The organism is Pseudomonas sp. LTJR-52, assembly GCF_003691465.1.
Lineage (GTDB): Bacteria > Pseudomonadota > Gammaproteobacteria > Pseudomonadales > Pseudomonadaceae > Chryseomonas > Chryseomonas luteola.
Genome location: NZ_CP033105.1, coordinates 5171894 through 5190517, shown reverse-complemented (window position 1 = coordinate 5190517; position 18624 = coordinate 5171894). Strand labels below are relative to the sequence as shown.

Sequence of the window (18624 nt, the reverse complement as noted above, 5' to 3'; positions counted from 1 at the left end):
GTACTTCGTTCATGCCTCCTTGCGGCCGAGGAGCAATTATGATCGATGTTCTGGTAATTGGCGGCGGCAACGCCGCTCTGTGTGCGGCCTTGATGGCTCGAGAGGCAGGTGCCAGTGTCTTGCTGCTGGAAAGCGCGCCCAAGGCCTGGCGCGGTGGCAACTCCCAACACACCCGTAATTTGCGGTGTATGCACGATGCGCCACAGGACGTGCTGGTTGATGCTTACTCCGAGGAAGAATACTGGCAGGACCTGCTGAAGGTCACCGGCGGACTTACCAATGAGAAGCTGGCGCGTATCGCCATTCGCGCCTCATCTAGCTGCCGAGACTGGATGCGTGTTCATGGCGTGCACTTTCAACCGCCTCTGTCCGGTGCGCTACATGTCGCTCGCACCAACGCCTTCTTCATGGGAGGGGGCAAAGCGCTAGTTAATGCGTACTTTCGCAGCGCCGAGCGGCTGGGCGTCAGGATACGTTACAACGCCCAGGTCACCGATATCGAACTACAGAACGGCCAGTTCGTGGCGGCATACATTGCTGAACGCACAGTAGACGGTCAACGGCTACCTGCCGAGCGCATCCCGGCCAAGGCTTGCGTGCTGGCAGCAGGCGGTTTCGAATCCAACCGTGAATGGCTGCGCGAGGCCTGGGGCCAGAACGAACGCGGTGAATGGCCTTCGGACAAATTCCTGATCCGAGGCACCCGCTTCAACACTGGCGTACTCCTCAAACGCATGGCCGCGCTAGGTGCCGATGTGATCGGCGACCCGACGCAGGCACATATGGTCGCCATCGATGCGCGTGCGCCCTTGTACGACGGAGGTATCTGCACCCGCATCGACTGTGTATCCCTCGGAGTGGTGGTCAACTGTGAAGGCCAGCGTTTCTATGACGAGGGAGAAGATTTCTGGCCCAAGCGCTATGCGATATGGGGACGCTTGGTGGCAGGTCAACCGGGTCAGCAGGCCTACTCTATCATCGACCAGCAGGCCATCGGGCGCTTTATGCCGCCAGTTTTCCCAGGCACCACCGCCATGACATTGCCAGATCTCGCGCGACAGCTGAGGCTCCCCGAAACGGCCTTCGCTAAAACCATCGAGGACTATAACAAGGCGTGCCAGCCCGGCACCTTCGACCACACGACGCTAGACGACTGCCACACCCAAGGCCTGACTCCAGCCAAGACCCACTGGGCGCTACCGCTGGTCAAACCCCCTTTTTATGCCTACCCGCTCAGGCCTGGCGTCACCTTTACTTACCTGGGACTGGCTACCGACGAGACGGCTGCCGTGCACTTCGGTGGCAAGGCTAGCCCCAACCTGTTCGTGGCTGGCGAAATGATGGCTGGCAACGTGCTGGGCAAAGGTTATACCGCCGGTATCGGCATGGCGATCGGGACTGCGTTCGGTCGCATCGCCGGAGTGCAGGCGGCCGCCAGTGCAGGGGCAGGCGGCGCGATGAATACCATGGAGGCCAGACATGCAGCTATTTAATCCCACCGCCTCGAGCGAACTGATTCCTGTATTGAACTTGCATGAAGAGGAAGTGCAGCGGCAGATGACCATCTGCAATGCCTGCCGCTATTGCGAAGGGTTCTGCGCAGTATTCCCGGCGATGACACGTCGGCTGGAGTTCGTCCAGGCAGACATCCATTACCTGGCGAACCTTTGCCACAATTGCGGCGCCTGCCTGCATGCCTGCCAGTACGCCGACCCGCACGAATTTGGCATCAATATTCCCCAGGCCATGGCCAAGGTACGTCTGGACACCTATGCCGAATACGCTTGGCCCCAGGCGCTTGGCAAGCTTTACCAGCGCAACGGGCTAACCCTAGCGCTAGCCTCGGGTGTAGGGCTAGCCCTATTCCTGTGCCTTACCCTGTTGGTGATGGGCAATCTGTTCACAGTCATCCCAGGGGGGGATTTCTACGATATCTTCCCGCACAACACCCTGGCTTCGATGTTCGGCGCGGTCTTCGGCTTCGCGGTTCTGGCGCTGACGCTGGGGGTGCGACGCTTCTTGCGCAAGGTCTCACCGGCTTCGGCACCAACACCGGTGAAAACCGCTGCGGTGTTGGAAGCCACAGCCAATATAGCCACCCTCAAATACCTGGGCGGTGGTCATGGCGAGGGCTGCAACAACGCAGACGATCGCTTCACTCTTTGGCGACGTCGTTTTCACCACCTGACCTTTTATGGCTTCCTCCTGTGCTTCTCCGCCACCGGGACCGCCACGCTCTATCACTACCTGCTGGGCATCGCAGCGCCATACCCGGTACTGAGCCTGCCGGTACTGCTGGGCATCGCAGGCGGGCTGGGGTTGCTCGCAGGTTCAGCAGGCCTGCTATGGCTGAACCTGTGCCGCAATCCTGCTCATGGCGACGCCAATCAGAAACCCATGGACCGCGGGTTCATCAGCCTGCTGTTTTTAGTCAGTGCCAGCGGCTTGGCCCTGCTGGCGTTCCGTGAAACCTGCGCTCTGGGCCTACTGCTGGCTGCCCACCTAGGCTTGGTCATGGCGTTCTTCCTGACCATGCCCTATAGCAAGTTCGCTCATGGCATATTCCGCAGCGCAGCGCTGCTCAAACATGCCATTGAAAAACGTCAGTCCAACCCGATCGACGCATTAAACAACTGACCGCTCTACCTACCGGTTCTACAACAACAATTATTGACCACAATGGTAATCATGATGAATACGACCATTCAGAGTAGAGGCTCCAAGCTGGGCGCCATCCTGCGAGTCACCAGCGGCAACTTTCTCGAGCAGTTCGATTTCTTCCTATTCGGCTTTTATGCTACCTACATTTCCCAGACATTTTTCCCGACTAGTAGCGAATTTGCCTCGCTGATGATGACTTTCGCAGTCTTCGGTTCCGGGTTCCTGATGCGCCCGTTGGGAGCCATCGTGCTGGGCGCTTACATCGACAAAGTAGGTCGGCGCAAGGGGCTAATCGTGACATTGTCGATCATGGCCGCCGGCACGGTGCTCATCGCCTTGGTGCCAGGCTACGCCAGCATCGGCCTCTTCGCGCCCCTGCTGGTGCTGCTCGGGAGATTACTGCAGGGGTTCTCTGCCGGGGCAGAAATGGGAGGTGTGTCTGTGTACCTCTCCGAAATTGCCACACCGGGCCGCACCGGTTTCTACACCGCCTGGCAGTCCGCCAGCCAACAGGTCGCAATCGTCGTGGCAGCAGCGCTGGGCTACACACTCAATGCCTGCATGGCGGCGGCCGATGTGGCTGCCTGGGGTTGGCGCATCCCCTTCTTCGTCGGCTGTGTCATTATTCCCTTCATTTTCTTTATTCGTCGCTCGCTCCAGGAAACAGAGGCGTTCAAGACGCGCAGTCACCACCCAAGTGCCACGGAAGTGTTCCGCTCGATGCGCGCCAATTGGCGTACGGTCTTGGCCGGCGGGCTGCTGGCAGCGATGACCACCACTACCTTCTATCTGATCACTGTGTACACACCGACTTACGGCAAGTCGGTGCTGAATCTGAGTACCACTGATAGCCTAGTGGTCACCTTGCTGGTCGGCATCAGTAACTTCATATGGCTGCCCATTGGAGGTAGCCTGTCCGACCGCATCGGCCGCCGCCCTCAATTGCTGGCCATCACCTTGCTGTGCATCCTGAGCGCATACCCAGCCATGCATTGGCTAGCTGCGACGCCCAGCTTTGAGCGGTTGCTTGCCGTTTTGCTGTACTTCTCGATGTTCTTCGGCCTGTATAACGGTGCTATGGTCGCGGCATTGACCGAAGTGATGCCACCGAACGTTCGGGTGGTGGGGTTCTCGCTGGCCTTCAGCTTAGCGACCGCCTTGTTTGGTGGTTTTACACCCGCCGTATCGACGCTGCTGGTCCAAGTCACCGCTGATAAAGCGTCCCCTGCTTATTGGCTAATGTTCGCGGCCGTTTGCGGATTTACTGCCACGACGATGCTTTATCGCCAATCCAAGCAACTTGCAGTCAGCACCTGTTGAGCCTTATCTGTACTGCATAAAATTACATCCTTGCCGCCATTTATAGATGGCTGCACTCTCATAAAGAATCAAGGTCCGCTCCTAACGATTGCTTTTTAGTGCAAAAGGTCTGTATAGGTCGGGTATGCAGACCCAGGCTTTAGGGCGGAGCCTATAGGCTGAGGAATTAGGCGCTTATTGGAGCGAGAAGCCCGCTCCGGCTGCGGGCTGCATGCAGATACGTTTATTAGTTGTCTGAACAAGACAGCTCAAGCTCAAGCTTGAGCTTGAGCTTGAGCTTGAGCTGCACGTAGGCAAGAAGAAGTATGGGCACACTCTTTCAGGCGAAGCAACGGAAAATCAGAAAAGCTGGCTAACCGCCTTTGATAGCGCCGCGGTCAATGGGGTAAAGGTACTTACATTCCCCTTTAATATCGTGATGTTAAAAGACATTCATCAGGAAACGCAGCACTACCAAACTATCTTCGAGGCGCCTCTTAAGGCGAATGAAAATAGCGCGGCTGCTCAACGGGAGTTACTAAGTTGTCCGACAATGTTATGGCTACGATTGACCAGCTGTTTGAAAGTGCCTTTACCAAAAATAGCTCTGCAAGCGTAAGCCCGCTCAAGAGCGAGGCTCAGATAGATAGGGTACGCCTGGCTATCCGCCGCTTCATGGGTCAGTCCGACGGCACCAAAGCCGCTGCAGTTCTTAAAGCAAGAGATACATTATCGCAAGACCTAGTAGCCAGTCAGCCTCGTATGGATGGCGTCACAGCCGAACGCATAGGCAACGCAATTGGAGACATTACCCGTTATCGCCAGTTCTTTCAGTCTATTGTCGAGTAAGACCACAAGGCTAAAGGCAACGTAGCTGAATTGACTAGCTAGGGTCAAAAAGCTGCTGCAATTAATGGATAAGCTGCTGGCTGGATAAAAATGATAAACGCTCGGCTGTAATGACTACGCCTTTGGCTGTGGTTGTTGTTTCGCTTGTGATCAGATTATTTGCAGCCTATTTAGTTACCCGCCAGATAACAGTGCTCTTGCATGAGACGATGGTCATGGTAAAGCGTATTGCTGGAGGCGATCTGACAGACACGATACGGGTTAACCGGCATGACGAGCTGGGCCAGGTGCAGAGTAGCATATAGGGCATGACCGAGCAGTTACGACAACTCGTCAGCGGCGTTGCGAGTGTTATTACTCAAATCACTGGCGCTGCCGAGAGCTTTCGGCAGTCAGCGAGCAGAGCAGTGCCATGTCCATCAGCAGCGCAGCGAGATCGATCAGGTCGCTACCGCCATGAATGAGCTGACAGCGACTGCACAAGATGTTGACCATATCACTGCTACGGCGTCCTCTGCTGCCAGCCTTCCAGAGGCCACGACTCGAAAAGGCAACCAGACTGTGAAACGTGCTGCTGAAATCTCCATAACGGCCAAGGAAGTTCAAGCATTGGGTGAAGATGAAGCGTCTAAATGCGTCATCCAGTAGCCAGATTGGCAGTGCTACTGACGTGATTAAGTCGATTGTTGAGCAGACCAACCTTCTTGCTCTTAACGCTGCCATCGAAGCAGCACGTGCAGGTGCACAGGGTCGCAAATTTGCGGTAGTGGCTATAGTAGTTAATGAGGTGCGTTCTCTAGCTCAGTGAACACAAGGGGCAACCGAGGAGAAATCTGTGACCTTAATTACCGCTCTGCAAGATGGAGCTAGCACGGCCGGAAACATGATGAACTCCAGTCGTGAGCGTGCTCAAGAGAACTATGGCGCTGGTAAAGGGTGCAAAGCCTGCATTGGACAATATCTACCGAACCGTTTCTGATATCCCGTAGCTCAACCATTAGATCGCAGCAGCCGTAGAAGAGTAGAGCTCTGTTGCGGTGCAAATTAATTGCAGCATTATCAGCGTACGGGACGTGGCCGAACGGTCTGACTCTGCTACTCAGCAGGCCACGGCTCCTACTGCTGAACTGGCTCGCCTGGGCGTTAACTTGCAGCGCATGATCGCCACATTCAAGGTATAAGCTTGTATGAAAGGGGCAATTGGTCAAGCAGGCCAGTTGCTCCTTGTGTGATATTCCCAGTTTTCTATGCTGGCTGAGCCGTCAGGTGGAAGAGCGTAGGGGCATATCAGGATCACGCTTAATGCCTAGCCCTGCATATACGCTTGAACTCCTGCTGATAACTCTGATCACCCAAAGCGAGGAAGAACACAGCCACTTGCTAAATCAGGTGGCTAGATTTTGAAATAGGCAACGGGTAAAGCCACTGTTGCTTAAGGTAAAAATGCTACTCTGGGGGCAATTGAGTTTTCGCATTCCCTGCATGTCTTGACATGACAATCATGTCGTAAAGCTGCTGAGCCGCTGGCGTAAGAATACGGCCCCGACGGCGAACTAACCCCACAGTACGGGTAGCGGCAGGCTCTTCTAAAGGAATACTGATCAAGGTTGGATGATCATCAAGCGGCATAGCTAATCTAGGCACGACGGCAATACCTAAACCTGCTTCTACCAGACTAACCACTGTCATTATATGCCGTACCTCACAAAACGAACGAGGTGTATTAGCCGTCTCGGCCAGTGCAAGGTCCAGCAAAAAGCGGTTTCCGCTGGCCTTGGCTACAGCCATGTAATCGTACTGTCCAAGCTCAGCCCACGTGACGCACTTACGCGTGGCTAATGGATGATCTCTGCGGCATGCAGCCACAAAGGGCTCTCTTAAGACAGGCTGAAACTCAACGGCTGGCTCCTGAGCACCAATGTAATTCACGCCAAAGTCAACTTCACCTCGAACGACGCTCGACAGTACATCGCTCGCTCCCTCGTCCGTAATACGGATCATGATGCGAGGATATTGACGATGGTACTCCTGTAAAACCTCTGGCAGAAAATAGCGTACTGCAGAGGGAACACATGCGATAGTCACCTCCCCTCTCATTCGTTCTGCAACTTCGCCCATGCCCAACAGTGACTCGTCCAGATTATTTAACACATCGCGTGCTTTACGGGCAAAGTCACGCCCAACGGCCGTAAGGTCAACACGGCGCGTTGTGCGTTCAAGCAGTCGTACGCCTAATGCGTTTTCCAGCTTTGCAATCCGCCTGGAGAGTGCTGGCTGGGAAAGGTGAATATCCAACGCCGCATCACGAAAGCTCCCGCGTTCAGCAATAGCCACGAAAGCACGCAAGTCTCCCAATTCAAAATTCATGTGTGCCATGCATTAATCCTACGAAATTTTGCAATCTACATAGCAATGCCCGCCATGCATGATGGTCAGCAACGCATCGTTCCATGCGACTGAATAATTACAATCACAGGAGCCCACCCGCATGATTCCTATTAATCGCCGCGTTCTTTTGAAAGTCAGCACTCTTGCATCCATTGCAGCGGTTTCTCCTGCGCTCTATCAGTCAGCCAGAGCTGCTCAAGTGGAACAGCAAAAAGCGCCCGTAACGCCCTCCTCTGCGGGCGTCACCCATACCCTGGCACAATACATCGTAAACGCACGTTATGAAGACTTACCTGAGCAGGTTCGCAAGGAGGGCGTTCGTACATTGCTGAACTGGGTCGGGGTAGCTGTAGGGGGATCTCATCACGAAACGGTAGAGTGTGCTATTGCTGCGCTGAGCCCTTTCTCGGGTCCACCGCAGGCCAGCTTGCTGGGCCGGGCAGAGCGCTTTGATATCATGAATACAGCATTCATCAACGGTGTAAGCAGTCACATCTTTGATTTTGATGACACGCACCTGAAAACCATCATTCATCCGGCAGGTCCTGTTGTATCGGCGATCCTGGCTCTGTCGGAATATCATCCTGTCACGGGAAAGGATTTCCTGAATGCGCTTATCCTCGGTGTAGAAACGGAATGTCGCATTGGTAATGCTGTTTATCCGAACCATTACGATGTTGGCTGGCATATAACCGGGACGGCAGGCGTATTTGGTGCCGCGGCTGCAGCAGGCAAGCTTATGGGGCTGACAGAACAACAAATGGTATGGGCGTTGGGTCTTGCTGCCTCCCAGCCCGTTGGCCTCAGAGAGTCTTTTGGCTCGATGAACAAGAGCTTCAACCCAGGACGCGCGGCTAGCAATGGTTTGTTTGCAGCGATACTTGCATCGAAGAATTATACCAGCTCCGACGGTATGATCGAAGCCAAACGGGGGTGGGCCAACACGATCAGTACCAAGCAAGACTATCAGGAAATCACTAAAGACCTTGGCCAGCGCTATGAGGCAGCACTGAACACTTATAAGCCCTTTGCCTGTGGCATTGTGATCCATCCAGCTATCGATGCAGCTATTCAACTTCGCAATGAACACCATTTGGTAGCGGACCAGATCGAACGGATTGATCTTCGGGTGCATCCCCTTGTGCTTGAACTGACCGGAAAAAAAACTCCGCAGATTGGCTTGGAAGGTAAATTCAGCGTTTACCACTCTGTAGCCGTCGCACTAATTGAAGGTGCTGCAGGGGAGCGACAATATAGTGACCGGGCGGTAAAAGATCCAGCCGTTATGGCGCTCCGGGACCGGGTTATTGCAAACATTGACCCTACTATCAAACCAGCTCAGGTCGATATGACTATTACGCTAAAGGATGGCCGCACGCTGCACAAATTTATTGAACATGCAATTGGTAGTCTTGAAGTACCTATGAGCAACCAACAATTGGAGGCCAAGTTTCTTGATTTGAGTAAAGGCATATTGTCTGACAACCAGGCGTACAAGCTGATGGAGGCATGCTGGAAAATAGAAAGTCTTGATAACGCAGCTACGCTGGCTAAAGCGGCGCAGGTAAAGGCATAACCAGTTCGTAAGCCCGGCATGCTAAAGTGCCGGGCTCTAATAACCCCCATTGCTGACTCTGACCCACTGCATCTACGCCAGCTAAACTAAGGCAAAGTTAACGTGGCGCTTAGTACTGCTTTTAATAAAGCTGCGTCCAGCTTTGTTACTATAAAGAGATACTATTAAAAAAAGACCAACATTATTAATATGCTAGGTTACCGTAGGTTAGGCTTGGAACCATTAGCTTGTAATGACAGCGCCACACCGACCAAATAGTACGCTCTCATCAGATTATACGATGGGGTTCTACCCCGACTCTACGGACCCTTTGGAGTAAGCTCTATGTCGAGTTCAAGAAGCGTTCATGAAACACAAGAAATACAGTTCCGAATTCAAGGGGGAGCTGTCTAGCCGGTACGTCGCTCAAGTGCTAGTGGCTAGCAGACAGGCCAGGAGGATGGTATTGCTGCGAACCTGCTCAATCGCTGGGTTCGAGAAGCGCAATCCAGTTCAGGTTAAGCTTTCCTTGGTTCAGGAGGTCCGCAGATGAAGAGCTTTCCCGTCTCAAACGTAAGCTAGCTCGGGTGAGCAAGGAATGCGATTTTTTAAGAGATGCGGTAGCGTACTTTTCAAGGAATTATCAAGCGGTACACGGTAATCACGTGCTGTCTCAATGAGATACCCGGTACGGCTGATGCCCCGCTGCCTGAAGGCTCTCCCGGCAGCTATTACGCCTGGAAGGATCGTGAACCTAATCCACGTGCTCAAGAGAATGCGTGTCTGGAAAAGCGCATTCGCAAGTTTCAGGACGACAGTCGTGGCGTGATCGTCTCGTCATGTATGCACGAAGACCTGTTCCATGAAGGTGAAACCATTAGCCTGAATCGTTTGGTTCGGCTGATGACCGCCTAGCAAATTCAGGGCTGGCTGCACCGGAAGAAGCATGGTCTTGGTCGTGCCTCCATTGGTCGCACGGCATACATAAGTGACCTGATGGAATGGGACTTCAGTGCCTTGGAACCTGAGTGGAAATGGGTCACGGACACTACAGGGATTGCCTCGCTTGAGGGCAAGTTATTTCTGCGTGCAGTGCTCGATCTGTTCAGCAAGCGGTTGGCTGGTCGATGTATCACCGTCAGGATCGACCGAGGGTGATTCGGGAGGTGGAAATGGCGATTTGGCAACGCCAAGGTAGAGGATCAGTGATTCTACATTTTGATAGAGGCAGCCAGTTCACTATTACCAACTACTAGCTTTCGAATTTGTTCGATTACATTCAGTCCTTCATGATCCACGTATACGCCGTAGAGTTGCCAAGTTAGATCAGAAGTTTTCAGCGATTTTGTAACCGTCTGCAGAATCATCACTATACCCAGCTCACAGAAGCGCGCCAGGGTTTTCCGACTAAACCTCCGCTGTCCCCCAACACTATTTATTGATGCATCGAATCTGACCTAAGCCACCCGGTAGGTTTATGCAGGTATGGCTTAGCCTAATCAATTGCCAATTTGTGTTACTGCCCGTTTCAAAACCTGCTCTACAGTCCAGACACCCGAGCAAATCGAGTCTCTAGACCATTCGATAGGAGCACTAACCATGCCCATAGTCAAAGTCTTACCCATAAAAAAAGCCTTGACCCCTTTGGCCCTGGCCATCTCGTTGGGCGCTTTCGGTCTCGGCTGGTTGTCGCAGGCCAGCGCTCATGGCGGCCACGCGGAAATGGTACCACTACAGTCGACTCTGGAAGCCTTCGGCGCTACGGTGAAATGGGATGACTATGCTGGTGTGTTCGTAATTGCCAAGGATGGAGCTTTCGTCAAGGTCAAGCCAAACAACAACGTTGCGCAGCTCAACGGCAAGCGTTTTGAGCTAGACGTGCCGGTCGTCTTTAAAGGGCAGACGGCCTATATGTCCAAGGACTTTATCAACGAAGTTTTCCAATCCGGACTGGACAAGACCTTTCAAGTTGAAACGCGGCCACATCCGCTTAACCCACTCACGTCTGAAGAGATCAAAGCGGCCGTGGATGTGCTTAAGGCCTCAGGTAATTATAAGCCGGGCATGCGTTTCACTGAAGTCACGCTGCACGAGCCGGAAAAAACCCAGGTCTGGAACTTCGTTTATACAGGTACGCCTGTAGCTGAGCCTCGTGAGGCTAACATCACCATACTTGATGGAAAGCATGTCATCGAAGGCCGCGTTGATCTGAAAGCGAGAGAATTGCTGGCTTGGAGGCCAATCGAAGGCGCCCATGGCATGGTTCTGTTGGATGATTTTACTGCCGTACAAGGCATCGTGCAAAATAGCCCCGAGTATGCCCAAGCCTTGGCCAAGCGCGGCATTATGGATGTCTCCAAAGTAGTGGCTACTCCGTTAACGGTAGGCTATTTCGACGGCAAGGACGGCCTGACCCAGGATAAGCGCCTACTCAAGATCGTAAGTTACCTTGATGTAGGGGATGGTAATTACTGGGCCCATCCAATTGAAAACCTAGTGGCTATCGCCGATCTGGAGCAAACAAAGATTTTAAAGGTAGAGGATCAGGGCGTTATTCCTGTACCGATGAGACAGACACCTATCGACGGTCGTGGCCGTAAAGCAGTGTCCGTAAAACCCCTGGAAATTATCGAGCCAGAAGGCAAGAACTATACGATTACAGGTAACAGTATCCACTGGCAGAACTGGGATTTTCATCTTCGCCTGGACTCACGCGTCGGTCCGATCTTGTCTACGGTGACATACAACGATAAAGGCACCAAGCGCAAAATCATGTACGAAGGCTCCCTGGGCGGCATGATTGTGCCCTATGGCGATCCCGATGTCGGCTGGTACTTTAAGGCTTATCTGGACTCCGGCGAATATGGGATGGGTACGCTTACGTCGCCAATTGCTAGGGGCAAAGATGCTCCAGGGAATGCGGTTCTGCTAGATGCAACTATTGCAGATTATACTGGTGCTCCCATGAAGATCCCGCATGCGATAGCCATTTTCGAGCGCTATGCAGGCCCTGAGTACAAGCATCAGGAAATGGGCAAAACTAACGTTAGTGCCGAGCGGCGTGAACTGGTAGTCCGCTGGATCAGTACCGTAGGCAACTATGATTACATCTTTGACTGGGTCTTCCAGCAAAACGGTACTATCGGTATTGATGCCGGCGCGACGGGAATTGAGGCCGTTAAAGGTGTGAAATCAAGTAGCATGCATGATGCCACTGCCAAGGAAGATACCCGTTACGGCACCCTACTGGATCATAACATTGTCGGCACTACGCATCAGCATATCTATAATTTCCGTCTCGACTTAGACGTGGATGGCGAGAAAAATTCACTTGTGGAAGTAGACCCAGTCATTGCCACTAACGACCGCAGTGGCCCGCGTACCAGTACGATGCAAACAACCGAAAAAGTGATTGATACAGAGCAGCAGGCCGCACAAAAATTTGATCCTGCCACCATCCGATTGCTGACTAATTTCGGCAAGGAGAACAAGGTAGGAAATCCAGTCTCCTATCAATTGATTCCCTACGCCGGCGGCACGCACCCTATCGCAAAAGGTGCAAACTTTGCCAGAAGTGAATGGCTCTACAACCGACTCAGCTTTATGGATAAGCAACTCTGGGTAACCCGCTATAGTCCTGAAGAAAAGTATCCTGAAGGCAAGTATCCTAACCGCTCCAACAAGGATACTGGTCTGGGGCAGTTCACGCAGGACAGTCAGTCCATCAAGGACAGCGACAATGTGGTCTGGCTGACCACCGGCACTACACATGTGGCACGCGCAGAAGAATGGCCCATCATGCCAACGGAGTGGGTGCATGTTTTACTCAAGCCATGGAATTTTTTTGACGAAACACCTACATTGAATCTGAACTCAGATATTCCCTCTGTAGATGTACATGAAATGCCCAAGCAAAACGTTACGCCAGAGTCTGAGCGTAAAACTGCAAGGGAATTGTAAGAGAATAGTCTAGACGAGAGGGCTATGTATCAGTGGTCTTCTTGTCTACGAAAATATAAATAAAGCCTTGATTAGCAAAGACAGGTCGCTTCTAAAGGGAAGGTCCTGCCACATAAATCTCTGCTCTACTAACCTGACCACCTCGATAAACCGTTTCGTTCTTCAGCTTCATGTTCAGCTTTAGGACGAAACGGTTCTTTCTGAAAGCAATAGTGCAAGTCCAAGCGCCTCTTTTCAACGCTAATAACACGGACCTGAAGCCGTTTACCTTTAGTAAAGGTAACCTAGCGGGTTGTCACGAATCCGCCTCGCTATATGTTGCGGCCTTTTTTTAGATCGCCGCTCTAATTCAGCATGCCTCGCCAGGCCCGGTCTAGATTACAACTCTAAACGCTTTTAACAGCAAAACGGTCAAGCAGTATCCAAAAGGCATACAAATTGCTCGACATGTTGGAAATCCTGCCGTTAGCCCGGCCCTCTCCATATATCGATTCTGGTATGCCCCCCGATGCAGCACTATTTTCAATCGCGCAACCTCATGGAGCAGGCCAGTCGCCTGCCAGATTGGGAACAACGTTATGACCAACTCAGTTGCGGCAACGTTGAAGGCAGTTTGTGGTTAACCGAATTAGGTGGACTGCGCTTGTTTCGGGAAACCTTGAACCAATCTGTCGTACAGCGGATTCGCCTGCCTAAAGATAATTTCACTGTTTTGCTCCGGCTGGCATGGCCGAAAACCAAATATATTGAAGAGACTCCGGATAGCGAACTCAGTCTGCTGCCCACACAGGACGATTTCTATATCGTAACGCCAGCCGGGATGGATATCATCTGCCTCTCTATCCCCTGCAATGAATTCACTCATCTACTGGACGAAGAAGTATTCAGCCGCTGCCGCTCTACCCTCGCGGATAAACATCTTATGTTTCCATCACAACTTGTCTTTGCTCGCCAAGCGTTACTCGGCTTGCTCGATATGGCTCAACGGAGCCATCAAACACAGGATTGGCAGATAATTTTCAAGCAACGCGCGATAAATACAGTGGCCAGCTTGCTAGAGGATCTAGACAGAAATAACCATTATTTCCCCACGCTGAGTACCCGACAGTACATTGTGCGGCGCAGCCATGAGTTGCTGATGAACGATCCCACAGCAGTGCTAATGGTAAGTGATTTATGCCAGCGCTTGAAGGTATCCAGACGCACCTTGCAATACAGCTTTCAGACAGTAACAGGCGTAACGCCTATTCACTATTTACGATCTATTAGATTAAATGCAGCCCGCCGCGCCCTGCTTCACTCGCCTGAACAGAAAGTTGGAGAGATTGCAGCGCAATGGGGTTTTGAGCATTCCAGCTATTTCACGCGGTCCTATCAAAAGTTATTCGCTGAAAAGCCTTCGCATGGACGGCATGGGTATCCAAAATTGGCGTCCTCCTCGCCTGAAGGCGAAGCTCCTACGACTGGACATTTATTTCCGCGCGATAAACGGTACGTCGACCCATCTGCCGTTAGGTCGAAAAGCATACAGCTAGAAGCTAAATCACGCATAAAGCCCACAACCCTGTCTACACGTTGAACTCCTGCGCATGATCCTTATCATCGAGATCCCGGAGGAGGAAAACGTCCATCAGCTTAGCATCAGGCTGCGCTCCAGGATCTTGTCCAAGCGACCAGCATGCTCTGGGGGCTGCTTATGGCTACCACAAATCCTTTATGCCGCTGCGCACTTATCTAAAGATTTATAAGGCGATGCACATTATCGGATGCCCGATAGCTCAAACCTGACCCGATGGACCGAGCACAATATTTCATTTTGCGCCGAAGCGACTTTATGCGGTGAGTTCCACGGCTCGCTATTCAATGGGCTGCGCAGCCTTGATCATCCGTAGCTGGCACCGAGTGGCTTACCATAACGCGCCACGGCGAGCCTCAGGACCGCATCGTTAAGCAAGGGCAGCCTTATGCAGGTGTTAGGTATCAGAAAGAGGGGTTAGGGTCGGTGAAGAAGAGCGGTGGTCGCTTATGCCATTGGTGGAGGATAAAGCCAATGGGTGTTTGTCCTTTCAAGGAACCTAACGGACGCGCTCTGTTGTAGGCCCACAGTTAATCCTTTGTATGATTCTGTAGCTGTTTAAGCGAGGCAAAGTGAAAGGGCTTGCTTGATCGTGCGGTTCATACGCTTAACCTAGCTATTGGTTCAGGGATGGACGGGCTTGGTTAGCCGATGCTCAATGTCGTGCTAGTGGCTGATGCATCGAAAGGATGATGCGCGGTAGCTTTCTGTACCGATCTTCCTGACAAACCCGGCCAGAACCGTATGTACCTTAAAGTGTAACGTTTTAAGAGTGGTTTCCAGAAAGCTGTCTACTATTAAGCATCATTTGCTCTGCAGTTCGGCATAGGCAAACGCTGAGGTGCGATCAGTCGCCACGAGAAGATAGGCTCGTCTTTCTGCAATATGCAAACAACCCAACGGGTAGCAGTTGAAGGTCTTCTTACGTACCGGCTCAGCCGAGCGTAGCGGAGTGCTGATGCCGTGTCGCTGGTAGAACTGGAGCAAGCTTCGCGCGAAAGTCTTAGAGTCAAGCGTTGAGGGTGTGCCTAACGTTGTATTCAATCAATAAGGTCTTCTGCCAAAGCCAATGACAGCAGCTCTTTCAGTCAGGGCCAAGGAAATGGAGTATCTCTCTCGTAGCCCTGTAGGCAGATCTTTTACCAAGTCTTGCTTACGCCATTTAATGACCGCTTTTGAAATTTACCCTGCCGGTTAAGGTTGTAATTTACTCAATCCGCAGCCCAGTACTGCTAAGTCTGCGTTCTGCTCGTATAGCGTACGTAGTTGTGACGAGAAGTGTAAAACTTGAGCCATAAATACCGGTTAGATAAAGATCTGTACCATACATTTTTACCCTGAGAATGAGCCCTAATGGAGCTTTTCATTCTGCTGGGCAATCCAGCCGTAAATGTAATCTAAGACCTGTTTAGCCCCTTCTTCAGTATCTACCAGATCTATCGGGCAATTTCCGTCTAGGTATTCATTAGGACTGTTCAACCACTTAAACGCATTGCCTTCACCTCCCCTGATTGGAATGGCCAAATTCAATACCTGCCGTAACAGGTCAGGACGGGCATACCATGACTCAGGCTTGATGGTAGGTCTACGGCCTTGAATGACCCGAGGTAACTGGCACGTTGCCAGCTCCGCATGCGTAATATGAGTTCTGACCCAGTGCGCTAGCTCTGCCAGACTCGTATTGGGGATTCGCTGATGATCCGAAGTAGGAACGACGACTCCTATCTTTACGTCGGTATGTTCTCGGATCATTCTTAAGGCAGGGACAATATCCGTGTCATTGGTGACAATAACCGCATGGTCAATGACGCCTGTCAGTGCATCGTGGTAGGCATGAAGCGCAAGATTCACATCGCTCTGCTTCTCTTCTACTTTCCAGGCCTGGATTTCTTGGCAGTCCCGAGGAGGCTGATCAGGATTTTCGGCATCAACAATACGAACCTTCATCTTGTTGACTGCATAGTAGCCTTCTATTACCTCTACCCTCCCCTTATAGTATTTCGCCAGGGCTGTGTGATATCTGGCCTGAGAAGAAACAGAGTCTGGCGTCTTGGCAACCTTTTCAAGAATTTTGGCGGTAAAAAATTTAAGGCCTGGGTTAACAAGAAGAGAGCCGTAAGGTGTGTTACCAGACTCATTCTTGAGCAAAGCAGACGGCAAGATTTGCTTTTCGAAAAGGGCAAGCAGGTCAAGCCACTTATAAGCCGTACCCTTCAGGCAGCCATAATAAAAATTATAGCCATCAACATAAACCCGAGTACGTAGAGGCCCTGAGGGAGGAAGCAATCCCGGCATGTTCATACTCCATAAACGAAAAAACCGGCTAAAGCCGGCTTTTTCCCCCTCAAATCAGATGGTCAAGCCACACCGATCATGAGGGTTAGTTGTTAAACTGATTATGCCATTCTGATTACAGAATACAAGGACTTTTTAGGGACTATTTAGGGCCTCGGACTGCCAACGAAGGCAGCGCTCAATTAGAGAAATCCCCCGCTATGGTCAATCTGGTGGCATAACGTACTGTTAAAGTCCAGCTAGATGCTTCGACCTCTAAATAAGGCCTAATGAAGTTTTCATCGCTATTAAGCGTTAGGGCGTCTCATGATGAGACACACCAAAATTTTACCTTTAGCAGCGGCTACTTCTGGTCAAACCTGTGTCAGTAAATGGGCGAAGCGCTGCAGACGCTCGCTGGCCAGCTGCATATCCTATGGTCCATAGCCAGCGGCGGCCAGGTTGGCTGTCACCTTGTCGATCTCTGTCTAACTGGCGTTTATGAGTCGCATGGCTCCTTCGGGCCCGAAACTGGCCAGACAAACCTAGCCACATAAGTAAATCTCGAAGTGGCGCCGGGTACAAAGCACATGCGTCGTAAACAGCTGTAAAGGGGGAATGCCTCATTCTTAACCCATGCCTAGCTCTTGGGACTGCTGGGCAAGTTCGGCCATCGCCTGCTCACTGGCACGCTCACGTGTTTCCTTGTAGTGCATCAAGTCGGCAAACCTCACCCTACGGTGCTTGCCGGTCCGATGATAGGCTAAGACGCCCTCTTCATGCAGCTTGACTAATTGACTGCTCCCCGCCCGGAAGGACGGGGATTCCCAATTCACTGCGAACAGGACACAGGCACTTGACCTGTGCCGCTTACATTCGCTCCAAGGGCTAACACGGCCAGCCCGGCCGCTTTGATATTAAGTGCGGCATTCACGTCGCGGTCATGTTCTGCCTTGCATTGAAGGCAAACCCAAGAGCGGACACTAAGCGGCATCAGGTCCATTACAAACCCACAGCCAGAACAACGCTTTGAGCTGGGAAACCAGCGGTCTATGGCAACCACTTGCCTGCCTGCCCAGGCGCCCTTGTATTGCAGCTGACGGACCAGTTCACCCCAACCCGCGTCGGCGATGGCTTTGCTCAGTCTGGGATTTCTGATCATGTTCTTTACCACAAGAGTTTCGACACAGACCACTTGGTTTTCGTTGATTAGTCTGCGTGACAGCTTGTGCAAGCCGTCGAGTCGGCAATCAGCGATCCTGGCGTAAATACGCGCAACCTTCTGGCGGGCCCTGGCTCGATTGGCAGAGCCGAGCTTTTTACGGCTCAGGCGGCGCTGCGCCAATGCCAGCCGGGAGGCATATTTAGCGGTATGGCGAGCATTGGCAACCGGCTCGCCTTCGGAGGGTACAAACAGGTCTTTCAAGCCCATATCGATACCGACCATTTTCGGCGTGACGGGCAAGGCTTGAGGTTCGAATTCACACAGGCACGAGACGAAGTAGCGTCCAGCTGCGTCTCTGGAAACCGTCACGGTAGAAGGGGCAGACGGCAGGGCACGACTCCAGCGGATATTCAGAGGCTCGCTGCTCTTGGCCAAGTATAATTTGCCATCCTGATACTTGAATGCTGATGCCGTAAACTCTGCCGACTGATGGTTTCGCTTTTTCTTGAATGCCGGGTACTTGGTCCTTCCTTCAAAAAAGTTCTTGAACGCAGTCTGCTGGTGGCGCAGGGACTGTTGAAGAGGGACGCAGGAAACTTCATTCAGGAACGCCAGTTCCGGCTGTTTCTTGAGTGCGGTCAGATAGGCACTAGCCGCAGAGTAGCCGATTTTCTGCTGTTCCTTATGGAACGCATCGGTGCGCCAGCGCAGCAGGGTGTTATAGACCAAACGCACGCAGCCAAACGTCTTTGCAAGCAGCTCTGCTTGTTCAAGCGTTGGGTAGAACCGGTATTGGTAGGCGCGTTTAGTCATGCCTTACAACATACAAAACTTGATGCGAGATAGAAATTGGTCATCAGCAGGAAGCGATAAAAGGGCACGCTTTGCGCGCCGCGC

The 18624-nt window shown here is 52.2% G+C and carries 13 protein-coding genes and 4 pseudogenes; 12 read left to right on the top strand and 5 right to left on the bottom strand.

Going from position 1 to position 18624, the window contains the following annotated elements:
• Positions 1-38 precede the first annotated feature (38 nt).
• The 8 genes and pseudogenes from tcuA (at position 39) to EAW52_RS26075 (ending at position 5990) form a co-directional block, all read left to right on the top strand.
• A complete protein-coding gene (gene tcuA, locus EAW52_RS23965) occupies positions 39-1493 on the top strand; it encodes an FAD-dependent tricarballylate dehydrogenase TcuA (protein WP_122044357.1) in 1455 nt (484 codons plus the stop codon).
• Entirely contained in the window at positions 1480-2637 is a 1158-nt protein-coding gene (tcuB, locus tag EAW52_RS23960; protein ID WP_122044356.1) for a tricarballylate utilization 4Fe-4S protein TcuB, read from the top strand. The genes tcuA and tcuB overlap by 14 nt, the downstream gene beginning before the upstream one ends.
• Before the next feature lie 51 nt (positions 2638-2688).
• Positions 2689-3981 (top strand): MFS transporter, encoded by a 1293-nt coding sequence (locus tag EAW52_RS23955; protein ID WP_122044908.1) that lies wholly within the window; start codon positions 2689-2691, stop codon positions 3979-3981.
• A 522-nt stretch (positions 3982-4503) separates the two neighbouring features.
• The gene (locus tag EAW52_RS23950; RefSeq protein ID WP_162997707.1) at positions 4504-4809 is read left to right on the top strand and encodes a hypothetical protein; all 306 of its coding nucleotides are present in this window, start codon (positions 4504-4506) and stop codon (positions 4807-4809) included.
• Positions 4810-4919: 110 nt separating this feature from the next.
• Positions 4920-5114, top strand: coding sequence for a methyl-accepting chemotaxis protein (locus EAW52_RS27020; protein WP_122044354.1), 195 nt, complete (start codon positions 4920-4922; stop codon positions 5112-5114).
• A 43-nt stretch (positions 5115-5157) separates the two neighbouring features.
• On the top strand, positions 5158-5457 hold the full coding sequence (locus EAW52_RS26085) for a hypothetical protein (RefSeq protein WP_162997550.1): 300 nt from the start codon (positions 5158-5160) through the stop codon (positions 5455-5457).
• Positions 5444-5614 (top strand): annotated as a pseudogene (locus EAW52_RS26080) (methyl-accepting chemotaxis protein); the annotation flags it as partial. The gene EAW52_RS26085 and the pseudogene EAW52_RS26080, both read left to right, overlap by 14 nt.
• A 232-nt stretch (positions 5615-5846) precedes the next feature.
• Positions 5847-5990 (top strand): hypothetical protein, encoded by a 144-nt coding sequence (locus EAW52_RS26075; RefSeq protein WP_162997705.1) that lies wholly within the window; start codon positions 5847-5849, stop codon positions 5988-5990.
• Positions 5991-6255: 265 nt separating this feature from the next.
• On the opposite strand, the gene EAW52_RS23935 is transcribed toward EAW52_RS26075, so the two are convergent.
• Positions 6256-7185, bottom strand: coding sequence for a LysR family transcriptional regulator (locus tag EAW52_RS23935; RefSeq protein WP_218567905.1), 930 nt, complete (start codon positions 7183-7185; stop codon positions 6256-6258).
• Between the two features lie 112 nt (positions 7186-7297).
• Here EAW52_RS23935 and EAW52_RS23930 point away from each other — a divergent pair, with 112 nt between their 5' ends.
• From EAW52_RS23930 to EAW52_RS23915, 4 genes and pseudogenes are all read left to right on the top strand, one after another.
• Positions 7298-8773: an MmgE/PrpD family protein gene (locus EAW52_RS23930; RefSeq protein ID WP_122044353.1), complete on the top strand. Its 1476-nt coding sequence runs from the start codon at positions 7298-7300 to the stop codon at positions 8771-8773.
• A 346-nt stretch (positions 8774-9119) separates the two neighbouring features.
• Positions 9120-10103 (top strand): annotated as a pseudogene (locus tag EAW52_RS23925) (DDE-type integrase/transposase/recombinase).
• A gap of 248 nt (positions 10104-10351) precedes the next feature.
• Positions 10352-12712, top strand: coding sequence for a primary-amine oxidase (gene tynA, locus EAW52_RS23920; RefSeq protein WP_122044352.1), 2361 nt, complete (start codon positions 10352-10354; stop codon positions 12710-12712).
• 508 nt (positions 12713-13220) lie between these two features.
• Positions 13221-14291, top strand: a complete 1071-nt coding sequence (locus EAW52_RS23915; RefSeq protein WP_122044351.1) for a helix-turn-helix domain-containing protein — start codon at positions 13221-13223, stop codon at positions 14289-14291.
• A 1347-nt stretch (positions 14292-15638) separates the two neighbouring features.
• Here EAW52_RS23915 and EAW52_RS23910 read toward each other — a convergent pair.
• From EAW52_RS23910 to EAW52_RS23895, 4 genes and pseudogenes are all read right to left on the bottom strand, one after another.
• The gene (locus EAW52_RS23910) at positions 15639-16583 is read right to left on the bottom strand and encodes an antitoxin Xre/MbcA/ParS toxin-binding domain-containing protein (RefSeq protein WP_122044350.1); all 945 of its coding nucleotides are present in this window, start codon (positions 16581-16583) and stop codon (positions 15639-15641) included.
• A gap of 477 nt (positions 16584-17060) precedes the next feature.
• Positions 17061-17189, bottom strand: a pseudogene (locus EAW52_RS26290) (PIN domain-containing protein); the annotation flags it as partial.
• Between the two features lie 2 nt (positions 17190-17191).
• Positions 17192-17353: pseudogene (locus EAW52_RS23900) on the bottom strand (DNA-binding protein); the annotation flags it as partial.
• A 41-nt stretch (positions 17354-17394) separates the two neighbouring features.
• A complete protein-coding gene (locus EAW52_RS23895) occupies positions 17395-18540 on the bottom strand; it encodes an RNA-guided endonuclease TnpB family protein (RefSeq protein ID WP_122044349.1) in 1146 nt (381 codons plus the stop codon).
• Positions 18541-18624: the final 84 nt, after the last annotated feature.

Bases quoted from the DNA above. Each gene is read 5' to 3' on its own strand.
- tynA (WP_122044352.1), top strand. From the start codon at position 10,352: ATGCCCATAGTCAAAGTCTTACCCATAAAAAAAGCCTTGACCCCTTTG.
- tcuA (WP_122044357.1), top strand. From the start codon at position 39: ATGATCGATGTTCTGGTAATTGGCGGCGGCAACGCCGCTCTGTGTGCG.
- EAW52_RS23935 (WP_218567905.1), bottom strand. From the start codon at position 7,185: ATGGCACACATGAATTTTGAATTGGGAGACTTGCGTGCTTTCGTGGCT.
- EAW52_RS27020 (WP_122044354.1), top strand. From the start codon at position 4,920: ATGACTACGCCTTTGGCTGTGGTTGTTGTTTCGCTTGTGATCAGATTA.
- EAW52_RS23930 (WP_122044353.1), top strand. From the start codon at position 7,298: ATGATTCCTATTAATCGCCGCGTTCTTTTGAAAGTCAGCACTCTTGCA.
- EAW52_RS23895 (WP_122044349.1), bottom strand. From the start codon at position 18,540: ATGACTAAACGCGCCTACCAATACCGGTTCTACCCAACGCTTGAACAA.
- tcuB (WP_122044356.1), top strand. From the start codon at position 1,480: ATGCAGCTATTTAATCCCACCGCCTCGAGCGAACTGATTCCTGTATTG.
- EAW52_RS23915 (WP_122044351.1), top strand. From the start codon at position 13,221: ATGCAGCACTATTTTCAATCGCGCAACCTCATGGAGCAGGCCAGTCGC.
- EAW52_RS23955 (WP_122044908.1), top strand. From the start codon at position 2,689: ATGATGAATACGACCATTCAGAGTAGAGGCTCCAAGCTGGGCGCCATC.
- EAW52_RS23910 (WP_122044350.1), bottom strand. From the start codon at position 16,583: ATGCCGGGATTGCTTCCTCCCTCAGGGCCTCTACGTACTCGGGTTTAT.